The organism is Streptomyces sp. CC224B, from assembly GCF_030010595.1.
Classification (GTDB): Bacteria; Actinomycetota; Actinomycetes; order Streptomycetales; family Streptomycetaceae; genus Streptomyces; species Streptomyces longispororuber.
Map to the genome: position 1 here is coordinate 1 of NZ_JASCXL010000125.1, position 20009 is coordinate 20009.

Below are 20009 nucleotides of genomic sequence, written 5' to 3' on the forward strand. Positions count from 1 at the left end.
GGTGCCGCGCCGGGCCCGCCCGCGGGCGCTAGCCCCGGTCCCGCAGCCGCCCCAACTCGCTCTGGAACCAGTCGAGCCGGGCCTGGAGCAGCGCCGCCTCGGCGGCGAGCTCCGGCAGTCCGAGGCCCGCGGGCGCCCCGGCCGCCACCGCGGGGGCAGCGGTCACCCGCAGCCCCTCCCCGGCCACCGCCGCGAACCGGCCGAGGGCCAGGGCCCGGCGCCCGGTGCCGCGCCCGCACGTGCCGCACACCCCTTCGAGGGCGCGCCAACCGGGCCTGCCCCAGCCCGCGTCGGCGAGGCCCGTGGCCGCGGCGCCGCAGCCGCAGGGCTGCACGGTCACCGCGCGGACCCGCTGCCGGGCGTAGCGGAAGCCGCGCTCGAAGCGGATGTACGCGCCGAGCACCGACACCTCGAGGAGCGCGGCCGTGCGGTGCTCGGCGGTGCACAGCAGCCCTTCGGCCTCGGCGCGCGCGTGCACGCAGTGGAAGCCGCAGTCGCAGCGGCGGTGCGGCGCGCGGTGCCGTCTGCCGTAGGCGCAGCGGGCCGCGTCGAGCACGCCGTAGGGCAGGCTGCCGCCCAGGGAGACGCCGGTGAAGCCGGCCCGGGTGCCGTCCTGGGACAGCATCGGGTGGGCGATCTTGTATCCGGTCGGCGGCTCCTCCGGGCGTTCCGAGGGAAGCCGGAGACTCATCGGCCGACGGGCACCTCGAGCGGAGCGCGGGGCTCCGACTCCTCGGTCTCCAGGACGCGTTCGGGGGTGATGTCGTCGGCCGCGGCGGTGTCGCGCGGCTCTTCCTCGGCGACTCCGGTGGCGAGTGCCTTGCCCAGCCTCATGCTGCCTCCTGTGAACGGCCCGCCGGCGGACCAGCCGGCCGGCGGGCGGGACGACGGACAGAAACGACGGACGGTACGTGCGACAGGGCCCGGCGCGCGGTGCGCCCGGCTCCCGCCATGGTGACGCATTCCGGGGCGGGTTGACACCGGTGTCCGCGTTTCTTTCGCCGTCCCGCCCCCCGGCCCGCCCCCGGCCCCGGCCGGTGCCTCGCTGACGGGCGGGGCACCGGCCGGGGCGGGCTCAGCGGCCCGTGACCATCGGGACCCAGCGCCCGGCCTGTCCCTCGGCGCCCTTGTGGAAGCCGCTCAGCGGCACGGCCTTGCCGCTGCCGACCGTGACGAGGAGGAGCTGGGTGCGGAACTCGTCGCGGCCGCCGCACCTCTTGGGAGCGCAGCCGAGGGTGATGAGCCGTTTGCCGTCCGCCCAGGCGAGCGGCTGCATGCCGGGGACCGTGGCGACCTTCCTGCCGGTGCGCGCGTCGACGACGGGCGAGCCGTTCACGTCGCCGTCGGCGGTGGCGTACGCGCCGTCCGGCGAGAGCCCGGCCGTGGACGCGCCCGCGTACCGCTCCCCCGCCGGTGTCCGGGTCTTCTCGCCGCCGGGGGTGTACCAGTCGCGGGTCCCGTCGCTCTTCTCGGCGTACAGCACGGTCCCGTCGTGCCCCCACTCCAGGTCCGTGCGGCTGACGCCGAAGGGGGCGCCCAAGGTGTCGGGCTCGGGCCGCGGCAGCGCGCGGAAGGGGCCGACGTCCCCCGTGGCGGCGTCGACCACGTAGAAGCCGGTGCGGCTGCTGTGCTGCCGCGGCCCGTTCGCCGGGTGGTCGTCCGGCCGGTCGATGAGCCGGTCCGGGTTCTTGCTGTACGCGGTCGCGACGAGCCTGCGTCCGTCGGGGGACCACGTGACGCCCGCCACCGGGCGCTCCACGGTGATCCAGCGCGTGACCCGGCCGGTCACGAGGTCGAGCAGGCCGATGCGGGACGCGGGCAGCTCGCCCTCCAGGACGGCGGCGGTGCGCAGACCGGGGGCGACCTCCACCCAGGCCCACTTCTCGTCGGCGGGCGCGTACCTGCCGGTCTTCTGGTCGAGGAGGTGGTACCGGCGCCGGAACAGCTCGTCGCCGTTGTCCTCCTTGACGGTGCGGCCGGTGTAGAACCCGGACACCGCGGCGTTCCCGGCCGCGATCAGCTCGCGCGGCGGCGACTGGTCGGGGTGCGCCTCGACGTCGGCGGTGCGGGTCTCGCTGGCGGGCGTCGCCCGGACGCCCCCGGGGTCGGAGGCCGTCACGGTCACCGCCGTGGCGACCACGGCGGCCACGGCGACGGCGCCGCCGGCCAGCCCCCGGGCGGTACGGCGGTGCCGCCGGGTCCGCAGCACCCGGTCCGCGAGGTCGCCGGGCGCCCGGACGTGCTCGGCGGCCTGTTCCTGGAGCGTCCGGCGCACCAGCTGGTCAACGTTCACGAGCCTGCCTCCACGAAATTCACGGCATTCACGGTCGTACCTCCACGGGCGAGATGTCGCGGCGCGGCGCCGCGGACCCGGTGGCCGCCGGGGCGAGCGCCGCGAGTTCGGGCGCGAGCCGGCGCAGCCGGGCGAGGGAGCGGTGCGTGGTGCTGCGGACCGTGCCGACGGAGCAGCCGAGGACGCGGGCGACGTCGGCCTCCGGCAGGTCCTCGAAGTACCGCAGGACGAGCACCGCGCGCTGGCGCGGGGTGAGCCGGGCGAGCGCGCCGCGCATCAGGACGCGCAGCTCGGCAGCGCCCTGCTCGCCCTCGCCCGCCCGCTCGGGCGGCTCGGCCACGGCGACCTCGCGGCGCGGCCACTTCAGCCGCCACCTGCTGATCTGCTGCCGGTAGAGGACCTGCCGGGCGTACGCCTCCGGGTCCTCGATCCCCCGCCACCGGTCCGCCACCTTGACCAGCGCGTTCTGGAGCTGGTCCTCGGCGGCGTGCCGGTCGCCGCCGCACAGCAGCACGGCGGTCCTCAGCAGGGCGGAGGACCTGCTCTCCACGAACTCCCGGAAGCGTTCCTGGCTCTCGGCATCCATCGTCACCTTCTCTTCTCCGGCGGCCTTGTCGCCCCCTCTGTCCCGGATGACGTGCGCGGGCCCGCGCCGCTATGCCTGGTGCCCGTGTCCGTCCGTACGCGGCGCCGCGCACGGGGGTGGACACACGCGTGGGGCGCCTGTCCCGGCGGTCCGGGAGAGGCGCCCCACGAGGCGGGTGGTGCTCAGCGGTGCTGCTCAGCGTTGGTGCTTCAGTTGTGGCTGTGCAGGATGTCGTTCAGGCCGCCCCAGACCGCGTTGTTCGGGCGGGCCTCGACGGTGCCGGTGACCGAGTTGCGGCGGAAGAGGATGTTGGAGGCGCCGGACAGCTCGCGGGCCTTGACGATCTGCCCGTCGGGCATCGTCACGCGCGTACCGGCCGTGACGTACAGGCCCGCCTCGACGACGCACTCGTCGCCGAGCGCGATGCCGACGCCGGCCTCGGCGCCGATCAGGCAGCGCTCGCCGATGACGATGCGGACGTTGCCGCCACCGGAGAGGGTGCCCATGGTGGAGGCGCCGCCGCCGATGTCCGAGCCGTCGCCGACGACGACGCCGGCGGAGATGCGGCCCTCGACCATGGAGGTGCCGAGCGTGCCCGCGTTGAAGTTCACGAAGCCCTCGTGCATGACGGTGGTGCCCTCGGCGAGGTGGGCGCCGAGCCGCACCCGGTCGGCGTCGCCGATGCGGACGCCCTTGGGCGCGACGTAGTCCGTCATGCGCGGGAACTTGTCCACGGAGGTCACCTGGAGGTGCAGGCCCTCGGCGCGGGCGTTTAGGCGCACCTTCTCCAGGTCGTCCACGGCGACCGGGCCGAGCGAGGTCCACGCGACGTTGGCGAGGAAGCCGAACATGCCGTCCAGGTTGGCGCCGTGCGGCTTGATCAGGCGGTGGCTGAGCAGATGCAGGCGCAGGTAGACGTCGTGGGCGTCCAGCGGCTTCTCGTCCAGCGAGCCGACGACCGTAAGCACGGCGACGACCTCCACGCCCCGGCGGGCGTCCGGCCCGATCGCCTTCGCGGCACCCTCGCCGAGCAGCTCCACGGCACGCTCGGCACTCAGCCGCTCGGTGCCCGCGGGGCCGGGCCCGTCGGCGAGCTCGGGAGCGGGGAACCAGGTGTCGAGCACGGTGCCGTCGGCGGCGATGGTGGCGAGCCCGGCGGCAACGGCGCCGGTGGTGCGGGAAGCAGTCGTATCGGTCATGGGTGAAAACCTAACCGGGCCAAGGACACGGAAGCCAACCGGCACCCACCCCACCGCCCCCGACCTGTCGGCCCGCACCCTGCTGGCCCCCGGCCCACCCACGGGCAGCGCCTGCACGCAGGCCGATGCCGTTCCTCAGCACGCGCAGGCCGCGCTGAGGGAAAGGCGGGCACGCCCCCGCCCTCACACCCGACAACAACCCCCGGGTCAGGCCCCCTTGGCCAGCACCCTGCCGAGCATCTCCCGGGTGTACGCCTCGTCGTACTCGCCCCCCGTGAGCAGCGCCTGCAGGCAAATGCCGTCCATCAGCGCGACCAGGCCCCGCGCGGTGGCGGGGTCCGTCCGCTCCCGCAGCACCGCGCCGACGCCCTCGCACCACTCGGCGGCGACCGGCCGCAGCGCGGGGCGGCGCAGCGCGGCCAGGTAGAGCTCGTACTCCAGCTCGACCCCCTCACGCCCCCGGGCGGCCCACTCGCCGAGCAGCGCCGCGAGCTCGGCGGCCAGGTCGGCGTCCGGGTCGGCCAGCGCCCCGCGCTCCCGCACGAGCTGCGCGAACCCCTCGTTGGCCTGCCGCAGCGCGGCCACGAGCAGGTCGTCGAGCGTCTTGAAGTGGTACGTCGTCGAGCCCAGCGGCACATCGGCCTCGGCCGCGACGGACCGGTGGCTCAGGCCCGCGATGCCCTTCTCGCCCGCGACCCGCAGCGCCGCGTCGATGATCCGCTGCCGCCGCTCGGGGTCGTAGCGCCGGACCACTAGTGGGCACCGCCCAGGTTGAGCACGACGACGCCGACGATGACGAGCAGGATCCCCGCCACCTTCACCAGGCTCGTCGACTCCCCCATGAACACCATCCCGATGGCGGCGACGGCGGCGGTCCCGACCCCGGCCCAGATGGCGTAGGCGGTGCCCACCGACAGCGTCTTGAGCGTCTGCGCGAGGAGCGTGAAGGCGAGCACATACCCCACCACGGTGACCAGCGAGGGCCACAGCTTGCTGAACCCCTCGCTGTACTTCATGGCCGTCGTCCCGGCCACCTCCGCCGCGATGGCCGCGGCCAGCAGTCCGTATCCCATGCGTACTAGCGTACACAACGATGCGTACGGGTGTACATATGCCGGGGCGGCTCTTGGAGGCCGGACGGGCACCGCCGGTGGCCGGGACAGGCGCGGCCACCGGCGGGCGGGACGGGTACGGCCATCGGCCGCGGGGCACGCGAAAGGGCCCGCACCGGTTCGGTGCGGGCCCTTGTGCACGGCGGAGCCGGACGGGAAGGCGGGCTCAGACGTTGAACCCCAGCGCCCGGAGCTGCTCGCGGCCGTCGTCGGTGATCTTGTCGGGGCCCCACGGCGGCATCCAGACCCAGTTGATCCTGAGTTCGTTGACGATGCCGTCCGTCGCGGACTTCGCCTGGTCCTCGATGACGTCGGTCAGCGGGCAGGCCGCCGAGGTGAGCGTCATGTCGATGGTGGCGATGTTGGCGTCGTCGACGTGGATGCCGTAGATCAGGCCCAGGTTGACGACGTCGATGCCCAGCTCGGGGTCGACGACGTCGTAGAGCGCCTCGCGGACCTCGTCCTCCGAAGCGGGCTTCGTCGTGAGGCCCTCTTCGGGAGTCACAGTGTTCTCGCTCATGCCGTCTTCCTTTCGGCGTCGGTGCCGGCCCCCAGGGCCTGCGCCGTCGCGTCCTTCCACGCCATCCAGCTCAGCAGGGCGCACTTGACGCGGGCGGGGTACTTGGAGACCCCGGCGAACGCGACCGCGTCCTCCAGGACCTCCTCCATCGCGTCGTCCGGCTCCAGCTTGCCCTTGGACTGCATCAGCTCCAGGAACACCTCCTGGATCTTCCGCGCCTCGGCCAGGTCCTTGCCGACCAGGAGGTCGTTCAGGACGGACGCGCTGGCCTGGCTGATGGAGCAGCCCTGGCCCTCGTAGCTGACGTCCTCGATGCGCGAGCCGTCGTACTTCACGCGCAGCGTGATCTCGTCACCGCACGTCGGGTTGACGTGGTGCACCTCCGCGTCGCCGGGGCGCAGACCGCGGCCGTGCGGATGCTTGTAGTGGTCCAGGATCACTTCCTGGTACATCGAATCCAGCTTCACTCCGAGCAGCCCCTCAGCCGAAGAAGTTCCGGACGTGCTCCAGGCCGTCGACGAGGGCGTCGATCTCGCCGGGCGTGGAGTACAGATAGAACGACGCTCGCGTGGTCGCGGGAATTCCGTACCGCAGGCACACGGGGCGGGCGCAGTGGTGGCCGACCCGTACCGCGATGCCCTGTTCGTCGAGGACCTGGCCCACGTCGTGCGGGTGGATGTCCCCGAGCGTGAAGGAGATCGCCGCGCCCCGGTCCTCGGCCGTGGTGGGGCCGATGATCCGCAGGTCCGGGACCTCCAGGAGCCGCTTCACCGCGTACTCGGTGATCGCGTGCTCGTGCTGGGCGATCTTGTCCATGCCGATGGCGGTCAGGTAGTCCACCGCCGCGCCCAGGCCGACGGCCTGCGCCACCGGCGGGGTGCCCGCCTCGAACTTGTGCGGCGCGGGCGCGTAGGTCGAGGAGTGCATGGACACCGTCTCGATCATCTCGCCGCCGCCGAGGAACGGGGGCAGGTCCTCCAGGAGCTCCTGGCGGCCCCACAGCACGCCGATGCCCGTCGGACCGCACATCTTGTGGCCGGTGAAGGCCACGAAGTCGGCCTGGAGCGCCTGCACGTCCAGCGGCATGTGCGGCGCGGCCTGCGAGGCGTCGATCAGGACCAGCGCGCCGACCTCCTGGGCACGGCGCACGATGGCCTCGACCGGGTTCTGCGTGCCGAGGATGTTGGAGACCAGGACGAAGGAAACGATCTTCGTCTTCTCCGTGATGACCTCGTCGATGTTCGACAGGTCGAGGCGGCCGTCGTCGGTGAGGCCGAACCACTTCAGCTTCGCGCCCGTGCGCTGCGAGAGCAGCTGCCACGGCACGATGTTGGAGTGGTGCTCCATCTCCGTGATGACGATCTCGGTCTCGTGGTCCACGCGGTAGGGCTCGTCGGCCCAGCCGAGCATGTTGGCCACGAGGTTGAGCGACTCGGAGGCGTTCTTGGTGAAGATCACCTCGTCGCGGCTGGGCGCGTTGATGAACTCCGCGACCTTGTCACGGGCGCCCTCGTACAGCGCCGTGGCCTCCTCGGCGAGGACGTGCACGCCGCGGTGGACGTTGGCGTTGTGCTGCTCGTAGTACTCGCTGAGCACGTCGATGACCTGGCGCGGCGTCTGCGAGGTCGCCGCGTTGTCCAGGTAGACGAGCTTCTTGCCGTCGTGGAGCGTGCGCTCCAGGATCGGGAAGTCCTTGCGGAGCGCCTCGGTGTCGAGGAGGCCCGGCAGTGCTGTCACGCGGACGCGCCTCCCTTCACGTACGCCTCGTAGCCCTCGGCCTCCAGCTTGTCGGCCAGCTCGGGGCCGCCGGACTCGGCGATGCGGCCGTTGGCGAAGACGTGGACGTGGTCGGGCTTGATGTAGCGCAGGATGCGCGTGTAGTGGGTGATGAGCAGGGTGCCCACCTCGCCGGTCTCGCGCACGCGGTTGACGCCCTCGGAGACGACGCGCAGGGCGTCGACGTCCAGGCCGGAGTCCGTCTCGTCGAGGATCGCGATCTTCGGCTTGAGCAGTTCCAGCTGGAGGATCTCGTGGCGCTTCTTCTCACCGCCGGAGAAGCCCTCGTTGACGTTGCGCTCGGCGAAGGACGGGTCCATCTGGAGCGCGGCCATCGACTCCTTGACCTCCTTCACCCAGGTGCGGAGCTTGGGGGCCTCGCCGCGGATGGCGGTGGCGGAGGTGCGCAGGAAGTTGGAGACCGAGACGCCGGGGACCTCGACCGGGTACTGCATGGCGAGGAACAGGCCGGCGCGGGCGCGTTCGTCGACCTCCATCTCCAGGACGTCCTCGCCGTCCAGGGTGACGGTGCCACCGGTGATCGTGTACTTGGGGTGGCCCGCGAGGGAGTAGGCGAGGGTCGACTTGCCGGAGCCGTTGGGGCCCATGATGGCGTGCGTCTCGCCCTGCTTCACGGTCAGGTCGACACCCTTGAGGATTTCCTTGGTGCCGTTCTCGACCTCGACGGTCACGTGCAGGTCGCGGATTTCAAGCGTTGCCATGGGTGCCTCAGGACTCCTGGGTGACGGAGGCGCGTACGTCGACGAGGACGTCGCCCCCTTCGATCTTTACGGGGTATACGGGGACGGGGCGCGTCGCGGGAAGGCCGGACGGCTTGCCGGTGCGGAGGTCGAAGGCGGAGCCGTGCAGCCAGCACTCGATCTGGCAGTCCTCCACCTCGCCCTCGGAGAGGGAGACGTTCGCGTGCGAGCAGATGTCGTGGATCGCGAACACCTCGCCCTCGGTGTGGACGACCGAGACCGGCGTGCCGTCGAGTTCCACCCGCTTCGGGGTGTCCTCCTCCAGCTCGCTCAGCCCACAGGCGCGTACGTACGTCATGCGACGGACGCCTCCAGCTCCTCTTCGATCTTCGCGATGAGCCGCTCCTCGATGTCGTCGACACCGATCTGCTGGACGAGCTCCGCGAAGAAGCCGCGGACCACGAGGCGGCGGGCCTCGCGCTCCGGGATGCCGCGGGCCATCAGGTAGAAGAGCTGCTCGTCGTCGAAGCGGCCGGTCGCCGAGGCGTGGCCGGCGCCGACGATCTCGCCGGTCTCGATCTCCAGGTTCGGCACCGAGTCGACCCGGGCGCCGTCCGTCAGGACCAGGTTCCGGTTCATCTCGTAGGTGTCGGTGCCCTCGGCCTTGGCCTCGATGAGGACGTCGCCGATCCACACGGCGTGCGCCGCCTCGCCCTGGAGCGCGCCCTTGTAGACGACGTTGGACTTGCAGTGCGGGACGTTGTGGTCGACCAGGAGGCGGTGCTCCTGGTGCTGGCCAGCGTCGGTGAAGTACAGGCCGTACAGCTCCGCCTCGCCGCCCGGGCCGGCGTAGGCCACACGCGGGTGGATGCGCACGACGTCGCCGCCGAAGGTCACCACGACGGACTTGAAGGAGGCGTCGCGGCCCACGAGCGCGTTGTGCTGCGCCACGTGCACGGCCTTGTCGTCCCAGTCCTGCACGGAGACGACGGTCAGCTTGGCGCCGTCACCGAGGACGTAGTCGACGTTGGCGGCGAGGACCGCGTCACCGGAGTGGTCGATGACGACGACGGCCTCGGCGAACGCGCCCAGCTCGATGACCTGGTGGCCGAAGGCGGTGCCGCCGTCGCCGCGCACGGCGATGCGGATCGGCTCGCTGAGCACCGTCTCCTTGGGGACGGTCACGACCGAGGCCTTCTCGAAGGCCGAGTACGCCTGCGCGGCCACGCGGTCCACCGGGGTGCCCGCCCGGCCGAGCCGGGCGTCGTCGCGGCCGACGGTCTCCACGGTGACGCCCTCGGGCGCCTCCACCTCGACCTTGACGCCCTCACCCGTGGCGACGGCGGTGCCGTCGTGCAGGCCCCGCAGGCGCTCCAGCGGGGTGAACCGCCACTCCTCCTCGCGGCCGTGCGGCACCGGGAAGTCCGCCACGTCGAAGGACGGCGGCGCGCTCATGCGGGTGGCGACGGTGGACTCGGCGGCCACCGCGATCGAGCCCGCGGTGGTGGAGCCCACGGGGATGTTCTGAGCCTCAGCCATGGCTGTCGTCGTGCTCTCTCTCTGCGTGTCAGTCAGTCGCTGCTTCGGTGGCGGGGGCCGGTGCTAGCCGACCGCGCCCTCCATCTGCAGCTCGATCAGCCGGTTCAGCTCCAGGGCGTACTCCATGGGGAGCTCCTTGGCGATCGGCTCGACGAAGCCGCGCACGATCATCGCCATCGCCTCGAACTCGGTCAGGCCGCGGCTCATCAGGTAGAAGAGCTGGTCCTCGGAGACCTTGGAGACGGTGGCCTCGTGCCCCATGGACACGTCGTCCTCGCGGACGTCCACGTACGGGTACGTGTCCGAGCGGGAGATCGTGTCGACGAGCAGCGCGTCGCAGAGCACGTTGGACTTCGCGCCCGGCGCGCCCTCGCCGATCTCGATCAGACCGCGGTACGACGTCCGGCCGCCGCCGCGGGCCACGGACTTCGAGACGATGTTGGACGACGTGTTCGGCGCCATGTGGACCATCTTGGCGCCCGCGTCCTGGTGCTGGCCCTCGCCCGCGAAGGCGATGGACAGGGTCTCGCCCTTGGCGTGCTCGCCCATCAGGTAGACGGCCGGGTACTTCATGGTGACCTTGGAGCCGATGTTGCCGTCGACCCACTCCATGGTCGCGCCCTCGTAGGCCACGGCGCGCTTGGTGACCAGGTTGTAGACGTTGTTCGACCAGTTCTGGATCGTCGTGTAGCGGCAGCGGCCGCCCTTCTTGACGATGATCTCGACGACGGCGGAGTGCAGCGAGTCCGACTTGTAGATCGGCGCGGTGCAGCCCTCGACGTAGTGGACGTAGGCGTCCTCGTCGACGATGATCAGCGTCCGCTCGAACTGGCCCATGTTCTCCGTGTTGATGCGGAAGTAGGCCTGGAGCGGGATCTCGACGTGCACGCCCTTGGGGACGTAGATGAACGATCCGCCGGACCACACGGCCGTGTTCAGCGCGGCGAACTTGTTGTCACCGGCGGGGATGACGGTCCCGAAGTACTCCTTGAAGAGCTCCGGGTGCTCCTTGAGCGCCGTGTCGGTGTCCAGGAAGATGACGCCCTGCTCCTCCAGGTCCTCGCGGATCTGGTGGTAGACGACCTCGGACTCGTACTGCGCGGCGACGCCGGCGACCAGGCGCTGCTTCTCCGCCTCGGGGATGCCGAGCTTGTCGTACGTGTTCTTGATGTCCTCGGGCAGGTCCTCCCAGGACTCGGCCTGCTTCTCGGTGGACCGCACGAAGTACTTGATGTTGTCGAAGTCGATGCCCGACAGGTCCGAGCCCCAGTTCGGCATGGGCTTCTTCTCGAAGAGCTTCAGGCCCTTGAGGCGCAGCTTCGTCATCCACTCCGGCTCGGACTTCTTGTCCGAGATGTCGCGGACGACGTCCTCGCTCAGGCCGCGCTTGGCGGCGGCACCGGCCTCGTCGGAGTCGGCCCAGCCGTACTCGTAGTTGCCCAGGCCCTCGAGCTCAGGGTGGGCAGTCTCCGTGGGGAGAGTCATGCGGGGTTCCTCCCGGCCGTGCTTGCTGATGCGTGGTTGGCGGTTCGTGGGGTGGTCTGCGGGGTGGTCTTCGGGGCCTCGCCGCGCGGGATGAACGTCGTGCAGACGCCGTCGCCGTGCGCGATGGTGGCGAGCCGCTGGACGTGCGTGCCGAGCAGCTCGGAGAAGATCTCCGTCTCCGCCTCGCAGAGCTGCGGGTACTGCTCGGCGACGTGGGCTACCGGGCAGTGGTGCTGGCAGAGCTGCTCGCCGCTGCGCGGCGGGGGTGCGCTACGCGCCGTAGCAGCGTACCCGTCCGCGGTCAACGCCTTCGCCAGCGCGCGGGTGCGGTTCTCCGGGGACGCCGCCTCCACGGCCGCGCGGTAGGCCTTCGCCTGCTCGGCGACGCGGGCGCGGGCGAACGCGGCGACCGCCTCCTCGCCGTGGGTCTGCCCGATCCAGCGCAGGGCGTCGGCGGCCAGCTTGTCGTACGACTGGTCGAAGGCGTCCCGGCCGCAGTCGGTGAGCGCGAAGACCTTGGCGGGGCGGCCGCGCCCCCGGGCGCCGTACACCCGCTTCTCGCGGGGCTCCACCACGTTCTCCTGGACGAGGGCGTCGAGGTGGCGGCGGACGGCGGCCTGGGTGAGGCCGAGGCGGCCCGCAAGGTCGGCGACCGTGGACGGGCCGTGGTCCAGGATGGAGCGCGCGACGCGGTTGCGCGTGGACCGCTCACCGGTCGCGAGCTCTTCCTGAGGAGCCCCGGTGGGGGTCTCCTGAGCCTCGCCGACGTTTTTCACAACGCCATTGTTGCGTAATTCCTCAGAGCCTGACAAGCCACGTCCGGATCACCGGGCGGTGCGGTACATCACTTAGGCAGACCTAAGCTGACCTGCGGAAACGATCATCGGCTGAAGAAATCGGTGGCGTCCCCGAAGACGGTGCAGAAGACTCCGGGAGCATGTCGACACCGCCTGTGACCGGCCCTTTGTGCACCCGCGCGAGCCTCGCGGACGAATTGCGCGCCCTCGGCGTGCGCCCGGGTGACACGCTCCTCGCGCACACCTCCCTCAGCGCCCTCGGCTGGGTCTGCGGCGGTGCCGAGACGGTGGTCCTCGCGCTGCTCGACACCCTCGGCGAGGAGGGCACCCTCGTCGTGCCCGCCCAGTCCTCCGACAACTCCGACCCGGCGGAGTGGCAGAACCCGCCCGTGCCCGAGGAGTGGTGGCCGGCCATCCGCGACGCGCTGCCGGCGTACGACCCGCGCACCGCGCGCACCCGCGGCGTCGGCGTGGTCCCGGAGACCGTCCGCACCTGGCCCGGAGCCGTCCGCAGCGCCCATCCGCAGACGTCGTTCGCGGCCCTCGGCCGCCGCGCCCGGGAGCTGATGGCCGGCCACGCCCTGGACTGCCGCCTCGGCGAGCGCAGCCCGCTGGCCCGTCTGGAGGAGGCGGGGGCGCGCGTGCTGCTCCTGGGCGCGGGCTTCGACTCCTGCACCGCCTTCCACCTGGCGGAGTACCGCCTGCCCGCGCCGCTGGAGGAGAACTCCTTCGCGGTGCTGACCGAGCACGGCCGCCGCTGGACGACCGTGCGCGAGCCCGCGATCAGCGAGGACCGCTTCGACGAGCTCGGCGCGGCCTTCGAGCGGGACCGCCCGGTCACGCGCGGCGCGGTCGGGGCCGCCACGGCCCGCCTCTTCGCCCTGCCGGACGCCGTCGCGTACGCCGAGGGGTGGCTGGCGGAGCACCGGCCTCCGGAAGCTGCCTGAGCGCGCGCTCCCCGGCCGGCCGCGGGAGGGCTTGCGGGTACGGGGGCCGGGGTCCTCGCGCCCGAGGGCCGAGGCCCGCAAGCCGGGAGCCGGGGGCCGTCGAGCCCGGGGGCCGGGCGCTCTCCGGCCCTCTCTAGACTTCCCGTCATGGGAAATGAGTCCGTCGTCCAGGTCAGGGGCCTGGTCAAGCGGTACGGGGCGAAGACCGCGGTGGACGGCCTCGACCTGGACGTCCGCGCAGGCACCGTCACCGCCGTGCTCGGCCCGAACGGCGCCGGGAAGACCACCACCGTCGAGACCTGCGAGGGCTACCGCACCCCCGACGCGGGCACGGTCCGCGTCCTCGGCCTCGACCCGGTCGCCCAGGCCGCGGCGCTGCGCCCGCGCATCGGCGTGATGCTCCAGTCCGGCGGCGTCTACTCCGGCGCCCGCGCCGAGGAGATGCTGCGGCACGTCGCCACGCTGCACGCCCACCCGCTCGACGTCGACGCCCTGATCGAACGGCTCGGGCTCGGCTCCTGCGGCCGCACCAGCTACCGCCGCCTCTCCGGCGGCCAGCAGCAGCGCCTCGCGCTCGCCCTGGCGGTCGTCGGCCGCCCCGAGCTCGTCTTCCTCGACGAGCCGACCGCCGGGCTCGACCCGCAGGCCCGCCACGCCACCTGGGGCCTCGTGCGCGACCTGCGCGCCGACGGCGTCGGCGTCATCCTCACCACGCACGCCATGGACGAGGCCGAGGAACTGGCCGACGACGTCGCCATCATCGACGCCGGCAAGGTCATCGCCCAGGGCAGCCCCGAGGAGCTGTGCCGCGGCGGCGCCGAGAACACCCTGCGCTTCACCGGCCGCCCCGGCCTCGACGTCGGCTCGCTGCTCAAGGCGCTGCCCCCGGACTCCGCGGCCGCCGAGGTCACCCCGGGCGCGTACCGCGTGAGCGGCACCGTCGACCCGCAACTGCTCGCCACCGTCACCTCCTGGTGCGCGCAGCACGGCGTCATGCCGGACCGGATCTCCGTGGAACGGCACACCCTGGAGGACGTCTTCTTGGAGCTCACGGGTAAGGAGCTGCGGTCGTGACCAGCACCACCGGCGGTACGTCCGGCACGTCGGGTGCGCCCGGCACGTACAGCCCGAAGCCGGGGGCCGCGCCGCTCCCCCGCATGATCCGCGCGCAGGCCGTCCTGGAGACGAAGATGCTGCTGCGCAACGGCGAGCAGCTCCTGCTCACCGTGGTCATCCCGACGCTGCTGCTCGTCCTGTTCAGCGCCGTCGACGTCGTCGACACCGGCGAGGGCGAGGCCGTGGACTTCCTCACGCCCGGCGTCCTGGCGCTCGCCGTCCTGTCGACGGCCTTCACCGGGCAGGCCATCGCCACCGGCTTCGAGCGGCGCTACGGTGTCCTCAAGCGCCTCGGCGCCTCGCCGCTCCCGCGCTGGGCCCTGATGGCCGCGAAGACGCTGTCGGTCCTGGTCACCGAGGTGCTCCAGATCGTCCTGCTCACCGTGATCGCGCTGGCGCTCGGCTGGTCGCCGCACGGCAACCCGCTGGCCGTGCTGCTGCTCCTCGTCCTCGGCACGGCGGCGTTCTCCGGGCTCGGCCTGCTGATGGCGGGCACCCTCAAGGCGGAGGCCACGCTGGCCGCCGCGAACCTCGTCTTCCTGCTCCTCCTCGTCGGCGGCGGCGTCATCGTGCCGCTCGACAAGTTCCCCGGCGGCGTGGCGGCCGTGCTCGCCCTGCTGCCCGTCTCGGCCCTCTCGGACGGCCTGCGGGACGTGCTCCGGGACGGCGCCGCGATGCCGTGGGGCGACCTCGGGATCCTCGCGGTCTGGGCGGTGCTCGGGCTCGGCGCGGCGGCGCGGTTCTTCCGCTGGGAGTGAGCGGGTGCCGCCGCGGAGCGGGCCCGCGGGCGTAACCGGCGTCACAGTTGGAGCGGATACGTCCCCCTCGTGAAGCCGTGCACAAGCGGCCCCCTACGATGGGGCCCGTGCCAAACGTGACCCGAGCCGATGTCGCTCACTTCGCGCGCAACCCGCTCGCTTACATCGCCGAGCGCTGGACCCCGACGCCGCGGACCGTGCGGACCGCCGCGCTCGTCTCGCTGGTGATGACCGTCGTCATCGTGGTCACCGGCGGCGCCGTCCGGCTCACGGGCTCGGGCCTCGGCTGCCCCACCTGGCCCAAGTGCACCGACGACTCGCTCACCGCGACCAGCGAGATGGGCTTCCACGGCGTCATCGAGTTCGGCAACCGCCTGCTGACGTACGTCCTGTGCGCGGCCGTCGGGTTCGCGATCATCGCCGCGCGCTCGCAGAAGCCGTGGCGGCGCAGCCTGACGCGGTACGGCTGGGCGCAGTTCTGGATCGTCATGGGCAACGCCGTGCTCGGGGGCATCGTCGTGCTCGTCGGCCTGAACCCGTACACGGTCGCGGCGCACTTCCTGCTCTCCACCGCCCTGATCGCGGTCGCCACGGCGACGTGGCAGCGCACCCGCGAGGGCGACGCCCCCACCCGCCCCCTGGTCGGCAGGTCCGTGGCGCAGCTCGTCTGGGTCCTCACCGGCGTGACGGTCCTGCTCATCGCGGTCGGCACGGTCGTGACCGGCGCGGGGCCGCACGCGGGCGACTCCAGCGACGTCCCGCGCATGAACGTGGGCGCGGTGGGCCTCGACTGGGAGGGCGTCAGCAAGCTGCACGCCGTCCTCGCGTGGATCGTGGTGACGCTGACGTTCGCCCTGTGGTTCGTCCTCAAGGCGGTCGACGCCCCGCGCGGCCCACTGGCCCGCACCCGCGACCTGTTCCTGGTGCTCCTCGCGCAGGGTGTCATCGGCTACGTCCAGTACTTCACGGACCTGCCGGAGGCGCTGGTCGCCGCGCACATGCTGGGCTCGTGCGCGGTGTGGATCGCGGTGCTGCGGGTGCTGCTGTCGCTGCGCGAGCGCCCGGAAACGGCCTCCGAGGTCCCGGCGCGGACCGACGCGGAGCTGTCCGCGGTCTGAGCGCCCGGACCTGCGCACCCGGGGCAGCGGGCCCGCTCCTCCCCCGGGGCTACTCCTCCGCCAGCCCGTAGACCCGGCACGCGTTCTCCGCGGCGATCATCCCCGCCACCCGCTGCGCGTCCGTCAGGGACCACGCGCCCTCGGCCACCCAGGTGGCGAGCACCCGGCCGAGCGCCTCGCGGAACAGGTGGGCGCCGATCACGTGCAGCTCCGGCAGGCCGTGGGCGCCGCTGGAGAAGAGGAGCTTGCCGAAGGGGGCCAGCTCCAGGATCTCCGCCAGGACGGCCGCCGCCCGGGCCCCGGTGCGCACCAGGGCGGGCCCCAGGTCGGCGTACACGTGCGGGAAGACGCCCGCGAGGTGGGCCGCGGCGCGGTGGTGGGGGTAGCCGTGCAGGAGCACCAGGTCGGTGCCGAGGCCGGCGGTCGCGCGGGCGAAGGCGCCGAAGGACCGCTGCGGGTCGGTGGCCCCGGTGTGCAGTTGCAGCGGCAGCCCGGAGGCCACGGCGATCCACAGCAGGTGGCGCAGCAGCAGCGGGTCGGTGAGCTCGCCGCCCACCTCGCGTCCGGCGAGCCAGCGCCCCGCGGCGCCGCGCACCTCGCCGGGCCCCGGCGGCTCGGCGGGCAGGGGCCGGTCCTGGCGCACGCCCGCGACGGAGGTGAACGCGACCGCTCCGGCCGCGGCCCCGTGCACGGACTCCGCGAGGTTGGCGAGGAAGGAGTCGACGGTCCCGGAGGTGTCGGCGACCTGCTCGGCCAGTAACTCCAGGCGGACGATCTCGTACGCCTCGGCGGCCGCGGCGGAGGCCAGCTCGCCCGGCCCGGTGAGGTCGCCGGGCAGCCCGGTGTCGACGAGGTACGTGGTGATGCCGCTGCCGCGCAGCAGGCGCCGCCCGGCCTCCAGGACGCCGAGCTCGCGGCGGCGGGCCAGGTAGCGGGCGGGCGGGCAGTGCGGTTCGAGGCCGAGAAGGGGCGGGCACCAGCGGCGCACCGCGAACCCGGTCTGGGTGTCGAAGAAGGTGGTGCCCGGAGCGGGCGGGCCCTCGCTCCGGCCCAGGTGGGCCTCGAAGGTGCCGAGGCCCAGCTCCGTGCGCAGCACGCCGTGGCAGTGCTGGTCCACCAGGGACGGCGTCTCGATCATCCTCGCTCCCCTGTGTGGACCGCTCTTCCACGGTCCTAACGGGTGACCCCGGCGTCAGGTGTTGCTCGCCATGTCACCCGTGCCCCTCCCGGGCGTGTCTCATCCGCGCGCGGGGCCGCCGATCTGGATGCCCGCCATGCGCGTCCACTCGTACGGACCCGTCCGCACCTTGGCGGCGAGGTCGCCGTCGAAGTCGTCGCGGACGGTGATCCCGGCCTTCTCCACGGCGCTCTGCGCGATCGCGTGGGTGGGCGCGACGAGGTCGCCCCAGCCGCCGTCCTCGCCGACGAGCACGATCCGGGTGCCGCGCTGCCCGAGGTACGCGAGCTGTCCCTCGGCGCCGCCGTGGGCCCGTGCGAACCCGGTGATGTGCTTGGCCAGCTTGGCGGCCTTGCGCTCGGCGCGCGCGGCGTCCTTGGCCCCCGTCGCTGTCTGCTCGCCCTGCGCTGCCGTGCCGTCGGTGCCGTGCTCCGTGTCTGCCATGGCACAGGATGCTACCGACGGGTAGATCATTCGGCGACGGGCGGGGGGCGTGGTCTCGGCCACGGTCCCGCCGTGTCCCGCACGCCCGTTCCGCCCCACGCCGCGCCGTGGTAGGACGTGGACATGACCGGTCTCCTGATCGGCGAGGTCGTCCGGTCCGCCGCCGAGGCCGCCCCGCGCCGCACCGCCCTCGTACGCGGCGGACGCGCGCTCACCTTCGCGGAGCTGGACGCCGCCTGCGACCGGGCGGCGCGCCACCTCGCCGCGCGGGGCGTCCGGCGCGGCGACCGCGTGGCGTGCCCGGCGCGGAGCCTGGCCGCGGCCCTGCCGGCGTACGTCGGGGCCGCGCGCGCCGGCGCGGTGTTCGTACCGCTGGAGCGGGCGACAGCCTTGGCGCGCCCGCCCGGGGCGGTGACGCCGTGCCTGGTCCTGACGGAGGCGGAGCTCGCGGAGGTGTGTCCGGCCCTGGCCTCGGCCACGGCCTGGGCTCCGGGCCCGGCGCCGGGCCACGCCTCGGCCTCGACCCCGGCCGGGGAAGGGCACCCCCAAGCCGCCGCCCCGCCGGAGCCTGCCCCCGAGGAGGGCGACCCGCACCTCCTGCTGTTCACCGGGCCCGGGGGGCGCACCCGCGGCGCGGTCGTCTCCCAGCGCGCGGGCGCCCTGCGGGCCCACTGCGGGGTCCGGCCGGAGCCGCCGGGCGCCCTGGTGTGCGGGCTGCCGCCGGGGCACTGGGGCGCCTGGACCGCCGTGCTGCGGCAGTGGCAGGCCCGGGGCACCGTGGTCCTGCCGGAGGAGGAGGGTCCGGCGGCGGTCTGCGCGGCCGTGCGCGAGCACCGGGCCGCGCGCCTCCTGGGCACGCCGCGCGTGTGGGAGGGCGTACTGGACACGGCGCCGCACCACCTGGCGGCCCTGCGCTGCGCCGACGTGGAGACCGCGGAGCCCGGTACCGCTCCCCCGCGCCTCCTGGAGGCGATCCGCACGGTGACGCCCGGGGCGCGGGTCCGGGCCTTCTTCGCTACGCCGGAGACGGGCGACCTGACCGCGTGGGAGCACGCCGACGTCCGGGCCCGGCCCGGCACCTGCGGGACGCCCGTGCCGGGGGTGCGGGCCCGGCTCGCGCGCGGGGAGCTGTGGGTGCGCGGGCCCCTGCTGTTCGACGGGTACTTCCGGGACAAGAGGGCCACGGACGCGGCGCTGCGCGACGGCTGGTACCGCACCGGCCGCGCGGCGCGGCGCGACGAGGACGGCTACCTGTACCTCACCGGGCGCCGCCGGGCGGAACGCGAACGCGCGGCGGCCCCGTCACCCTGAGGCGACGGGGCCGCTCCGTACGGCGTGCTGCCGGGTCAGCGCAGGAAGGGGTCCACCGCGATGGCCACGAACAGCAGCGACACATAGGTGATGGACCAGTGGAAGAGGCGCATCTCCTTGAGCTTGGTGCCGGTGGCCTCGGCCTTGGCGCGGTTCTGCAGCGCGTGCGCCTCCCACAGCCACCAGCCGCCCGTGGCGAGGGCCACGACGGTGTAGAACCAGCCGGTGTAGCCGAGCGGCTGCAGCAGCAGCGAGACGGCGACCATGACCCAGCTGTAGAGGACGATCTGCCGGGCGACGACCTTGTTGGAGGCGATGACCGGCAGCATCGGCACGCCCACGCGCGCGTAGTCCTCCTTGACCCGCATGGACAGCGGCCAGTAGTGCGGCGGCGTCCAGAAGAACATCACCAGGAAGAGGATGACGGGCGCCCACGACATCGAGTTGGTCACGGACGACCAGCCGATGAGGACGGGCAGACAGCCGGCGATGCCGCCCCAGACGATGTTCTGGGAGGTGCGCCGCTTGAGGATCATCGTGTAGACGATCACGTAGAACAGCAGCGCGCCGAGTGACAGCCAGGCCGAGAGCCAGTTGACGGCGAGGCCGAAGAGCAGCGTGGAGACGACGGCGAGGGTGATGCCGAAGACCAGGCACTCGCGGGGGCTGACCATGCCGGTGACGAGCGGCCGCTGCGACGTGCGCTCCATGAGGGCGTCGATGTCGCGGTCGATGTACATGTTGAGCGCGTTGGCCCCGCCGGCGGAGAGGTAGCCGCCGACGCAGGTGAGCAGCACCAGCTTGAGGTTCGGCACCCCCTGCTCGGCGAGGAACATCACCGGAACGGTGGTGATCAGCAGCAGCTCGATGATCCGCGGCTTCGTCAGCGCCACGAACGCCTTGACTCGGGCCCCGAACGGCCGGTGGCTCGGGCTCTGGCTCGCCCCAACCGTCCCCACTGGACGGGATTCAACGGCCGTCACGCACACCCCTGACAGAGACATCCCAGCGAGCCGACGGCAGACCTTCAGACATGAAGTTCCGGTAAAGGCTCACGCGTACCACGCCACTGTAGACGTTGCCCATACCTGGCCCTTCGCGGGGGTGGGTTCGTGTTGGGCGGCCAGACG

Annotated in this window: 23 protein-coding genes; 5 read left to right on the top strand and 18 right to left on the bottom strand. The window is 72.9% G+C overall.

The window, feature by feature from the left end; genetic code table 11:
* Nucleotides 1–28 precede the first annotated feature (28 nt).
* From QK440_RS34365 to QK440_RS34435, 15 genes are all read right to left on the bottom strand, one after another.
* The gene (locus QK440_RS34365; RefSeq protein ID WP_282797170.1) at nt 29–691 is read right to left on the bottom strand and encodes a hypothetical protein; all 663 of its coding nucleotides are present in this window, start codon (nt 689–691) and stop codon (nt 29–31) included.
* Entirely contained in the window at nt 688–834 is a 147-nt protein-coding gene (locus QK440_RS34370) for a hypothetical protein (protein ID WP_282797171.1), read from the bottom strand. The genes QK440_RS34365 and QK440_RS34370 overlap by 4 nt, the downstream gene beginning before the upstream one ends.
* Before the next feature lie 241 nt (nt 835–1075).
* Nucleotides 1076–2293, bottom strand: a complete 1218-nt coding sequence (locus tag QK440_RS34375) for a WD40 repeat domain-containing protein (protein WP_282797172.1) — start codon at nt 2291–2293, stop codon at nt 1076–1078.
* A 28-nt stretch (nt 2294–2321) separates the two neighbouring features.
* Nucleotides 2322–2879 (bottom strand): SigE family RNA polymerase sigma factor, encoded by a 558-nt coding sequence (locus tag QK440_RS34380; protein WP_282797173.1) that lies wholly within the window; start codon nt 2877–2879, stop codon nt 2322–2324.
* A 209-nt stretch (nt 2880–3088) separates the two neighbouring features.
* On the bottom strand, nt 3089–4078 hold the full coding sequence (dapD, locus tag QK440_RS34385; RefSeq protein ID WP_282797174.1) for a 2,3,4,5-tetrahydropyridine-2,6-dicarboxylate N-succinyltransferase: 990 nt from the start codon (nt 4076–4078) through the stop codon (nt 3089–3091).
* A gap of 207 nt (nt 4079–4285) precedes the next feature.
* Complete coding sequence (locus QK440_RS34390; RefSeq protein WP_282797175.1) at nt 4286–4831, bottom strand: TetR family transcriptional regulator; 546 nt, start codon at nt 4829–4831, stop codon at nt 4286–4288.
* Nucleotides 4831–5151 (bottom strand): SMR family transporter, encoded by a 321-nt coding sequence (locus QK440_RS34395; RefSeq protein WP_349239340.1) that lies wholly within the window; start codon nt 5149–5151, stop codon nt 4831–4833. The genes QK440_RS34390 and QK440_RS34395 overlap by 1 nt, the downstream gene beginning before the upstream one ends.
* 205 nt (nt 5152–5356) lie before the next feature.
* Nucleotides 5357–5710 carry a metal-sulfur cluster assembly factor gene (locus QK440_RS34400; RefSeq protein WP_282797177.1) on the bottom strand — a complete coding sequence of 118 codons (354 nt, stop codon included), beginning with the start codon at nt 5708–5710 and terminating at the stop codon, nt 5357–5359.
* Entirely contained in the window at nt 5707–6177 is a 471-nt protein-coding gene (gene sufU, locus QK440_RS34405) for a Fe-S cluster assembly sulfur transfer protein SufU (protein ID WP_282797178.1), read from the bottom strand. The genes QK440_RS34400 and sufU overlap by 4 nt, the downstream gene beginning before the upstream one ends.
* A 13-nt stretch (nt 6178–6190) precedes the next feature.
* Nucleotides 6191–7447: a cysteine desulfurase gene (locus QK440_RS34410; RefSeq protein WP_282797179.1), complete on the bottom strand. Its 1257-nt coding sequence runs from the start codon at nt 7445–7447 to the stop codon at nt 6191–6193.
* Nucleotides 7444–8208, bottom strand: a complete 765-nt coding sequence (gene sufC / locus QK440_RS34415; protein ID WP_282797180.1) for a Fe-S cluster assembly ATPase SufC — start codon at nt 8206–8208, stop codon at nt 7444–7446. Before sufC ends, QK440_RS34410 begins: the two co-directional genes overlap by 4 nt.
* Nucleotides 8209–8215: 7 nt before the next feature.
* Nucleotides 8216–8545 (bottom strand): bifunctional 3-phenylpropionate/cinnamic acid dioxygenase ferredoxin subunit, encoded by a 330-nt coding sequence (locus QK440_RS34420; protein WP_282797181.1) that lies wholly within the window; start codon nt 8543–8545, stop codon nt 8216–8218.
* Entirely contained in the window at nt 8542–9726 is a 1185-nt protein-coding gene (gene sufD, locus QK440_RS34425) for a Fe-S cluster assembly protein SufD (RefSeq protein ID WP_282797182.1), read from the bottom strand. The genes QK440_RS34420 and sufD overlap by 4 nt, the downstream gene beginning before the upstream one ends.
* A gap of 63 nt (nt 9727–9789) precedes the next feature.
* Nucleotides 9790–11211, bottom strand: a complete 1422-nt coding sequence (sufB, locus tag QK440_RS34430; RefSeq protein ID WP_282797183.1) for a Fe-S cluster assembly protein SufB — start codon at nt 11209–11211, stop codon at nt 9790–9792.
* A complete protein-coding gene (locus QK440_RS34435) occupies nt 11208–11987 on the bottom strand; it encodes an ArsR family transcriptional regulator (protein ID WP_282797184.1) in 780 nt (259 codons plus the stop codon). The genes sufB and QK440_RS34435 overlap by 4 nt, the downstream gene beginning before the upstream one ends.
* A 161-nt stretch (nt 11988–12148) precedes the next feature.
* On the opposite strand from QK440_RS34435, the gene QK440_RS34440 reads away from it, so the two are divergent.
* The 4 genes from QK440_RS34440 to QK440_RS34455 all read left to right on the top strand — a co-directional run bounded on the left by QK440_RS34440 (nt 12149) and on the right by QK440_RS34455 (nt 15947).
* On the top strand, nt 12149–12955 hold the full coding sequence (locus QK440_RS34440) for an AAC(3) family N-acetyltransferase (RefSeq protein WP_282797185.1): 807 nt from the start codon (nt 12149–12151) through the stop codon (nt 12953–12955).
* 147 nt (nt 12956–13102) lie between these two features.
* Nucleotides 13103–14029, top strand: coding sequence for an ABC transporter ATP-binding protein (locus QK440_RS34445; RefSeq protein ID WP_282797186.1), 927 nt, complete (start codon nt 13103–13105; stop codon nt 14027–14029).
* On the top strand, nt 14026–14829 hold the full coding sequence (locus QK440_RS34450) for an ABC transporter permease (RefSeq protein ID WP_282797187.1): 804 nt from the start codon (nt 14026–14028) through the stop codon (nt 14827–14829). Before QK440_RS34445 ends, QK440_RS34450 begins: the two co-directional genes overlap by 4 nt.
* Nucleotides 14830–14927: 98 nt before the next feature.
* Complete coding sequence (locus QK440_RS34455; protein WP_282797188.1) at nt 14928–15947, top strand: COX15/CtaA family protein; 1020 nt, start codon at nt 14928–14930, stop codon at nt 15945–15947.
* 49 nt (nt 15948–15996) lie between these two features.
* Here the strand turns inward: QK440_RS34455 and QK440_RS34460 are convergent, their stop codons facing one another.
* Together QK440_RS34460 and QK440_RS34465 are read right to left on the bottom strand one after the other, a co-directional pair.
* Nucleotides 15997–17085 (bottom strand): amidohydrolase family protein, encoded by a 1089-nt coding sequence (locus QK440_RS34460; protein ID WP_282797189.1) that lies wholly within the window; start codon nt 17083–17085, stop codon nt 15997–15999.
* A 99-nt stretch (nt 17086–17184) separates the two neighbouring features.
* Nucleotides 17185–17568 carry a hypothetical protein gene (locus tag QK440_RS34465; protein WP_282797190.1) on the bottom strand — a complete coding sequence of 128 codons (384 nt, stop codon included), beginning with the start codon at nt 17566–17568 and terminating at the stop codon, nt 17185–17187.
* Between the two features lie 123 nt (nt 17569–17691).
* Between QK440_RS34465 and QK440_RS34470 the strand changes: the two genes are divergently transcribed.
* The gene (locus tag QK440_RS34470) at nt 17692–18879 is read left to right on the top strand and encodes an AMP-binding protein (protein ID WP_282797191.1); all 1188 of its coding nucleotides are present in this window, start codon (nt 17692–17694) and stop codon (nt 18877–18879) included.
* A 35-nt stretch (nt 18880–18914) separates the two neighbouring features.
* Here QK440_RS34470 and QK440_RS34475 read toward each other — a convergent pair whose 3' ends face one another.
* Nucleotides 18915–19868, bottom strand: a complete 954-nt coding sequence (locus tag QK440_RS34475; protein ID WP_349239341.1) for a heme o synthase — start codon at nt 19866–19868, stop codon at nt 18915–18917.
* Nucleotides 19869–20009 lie beyond the last annotated feature (141 nt).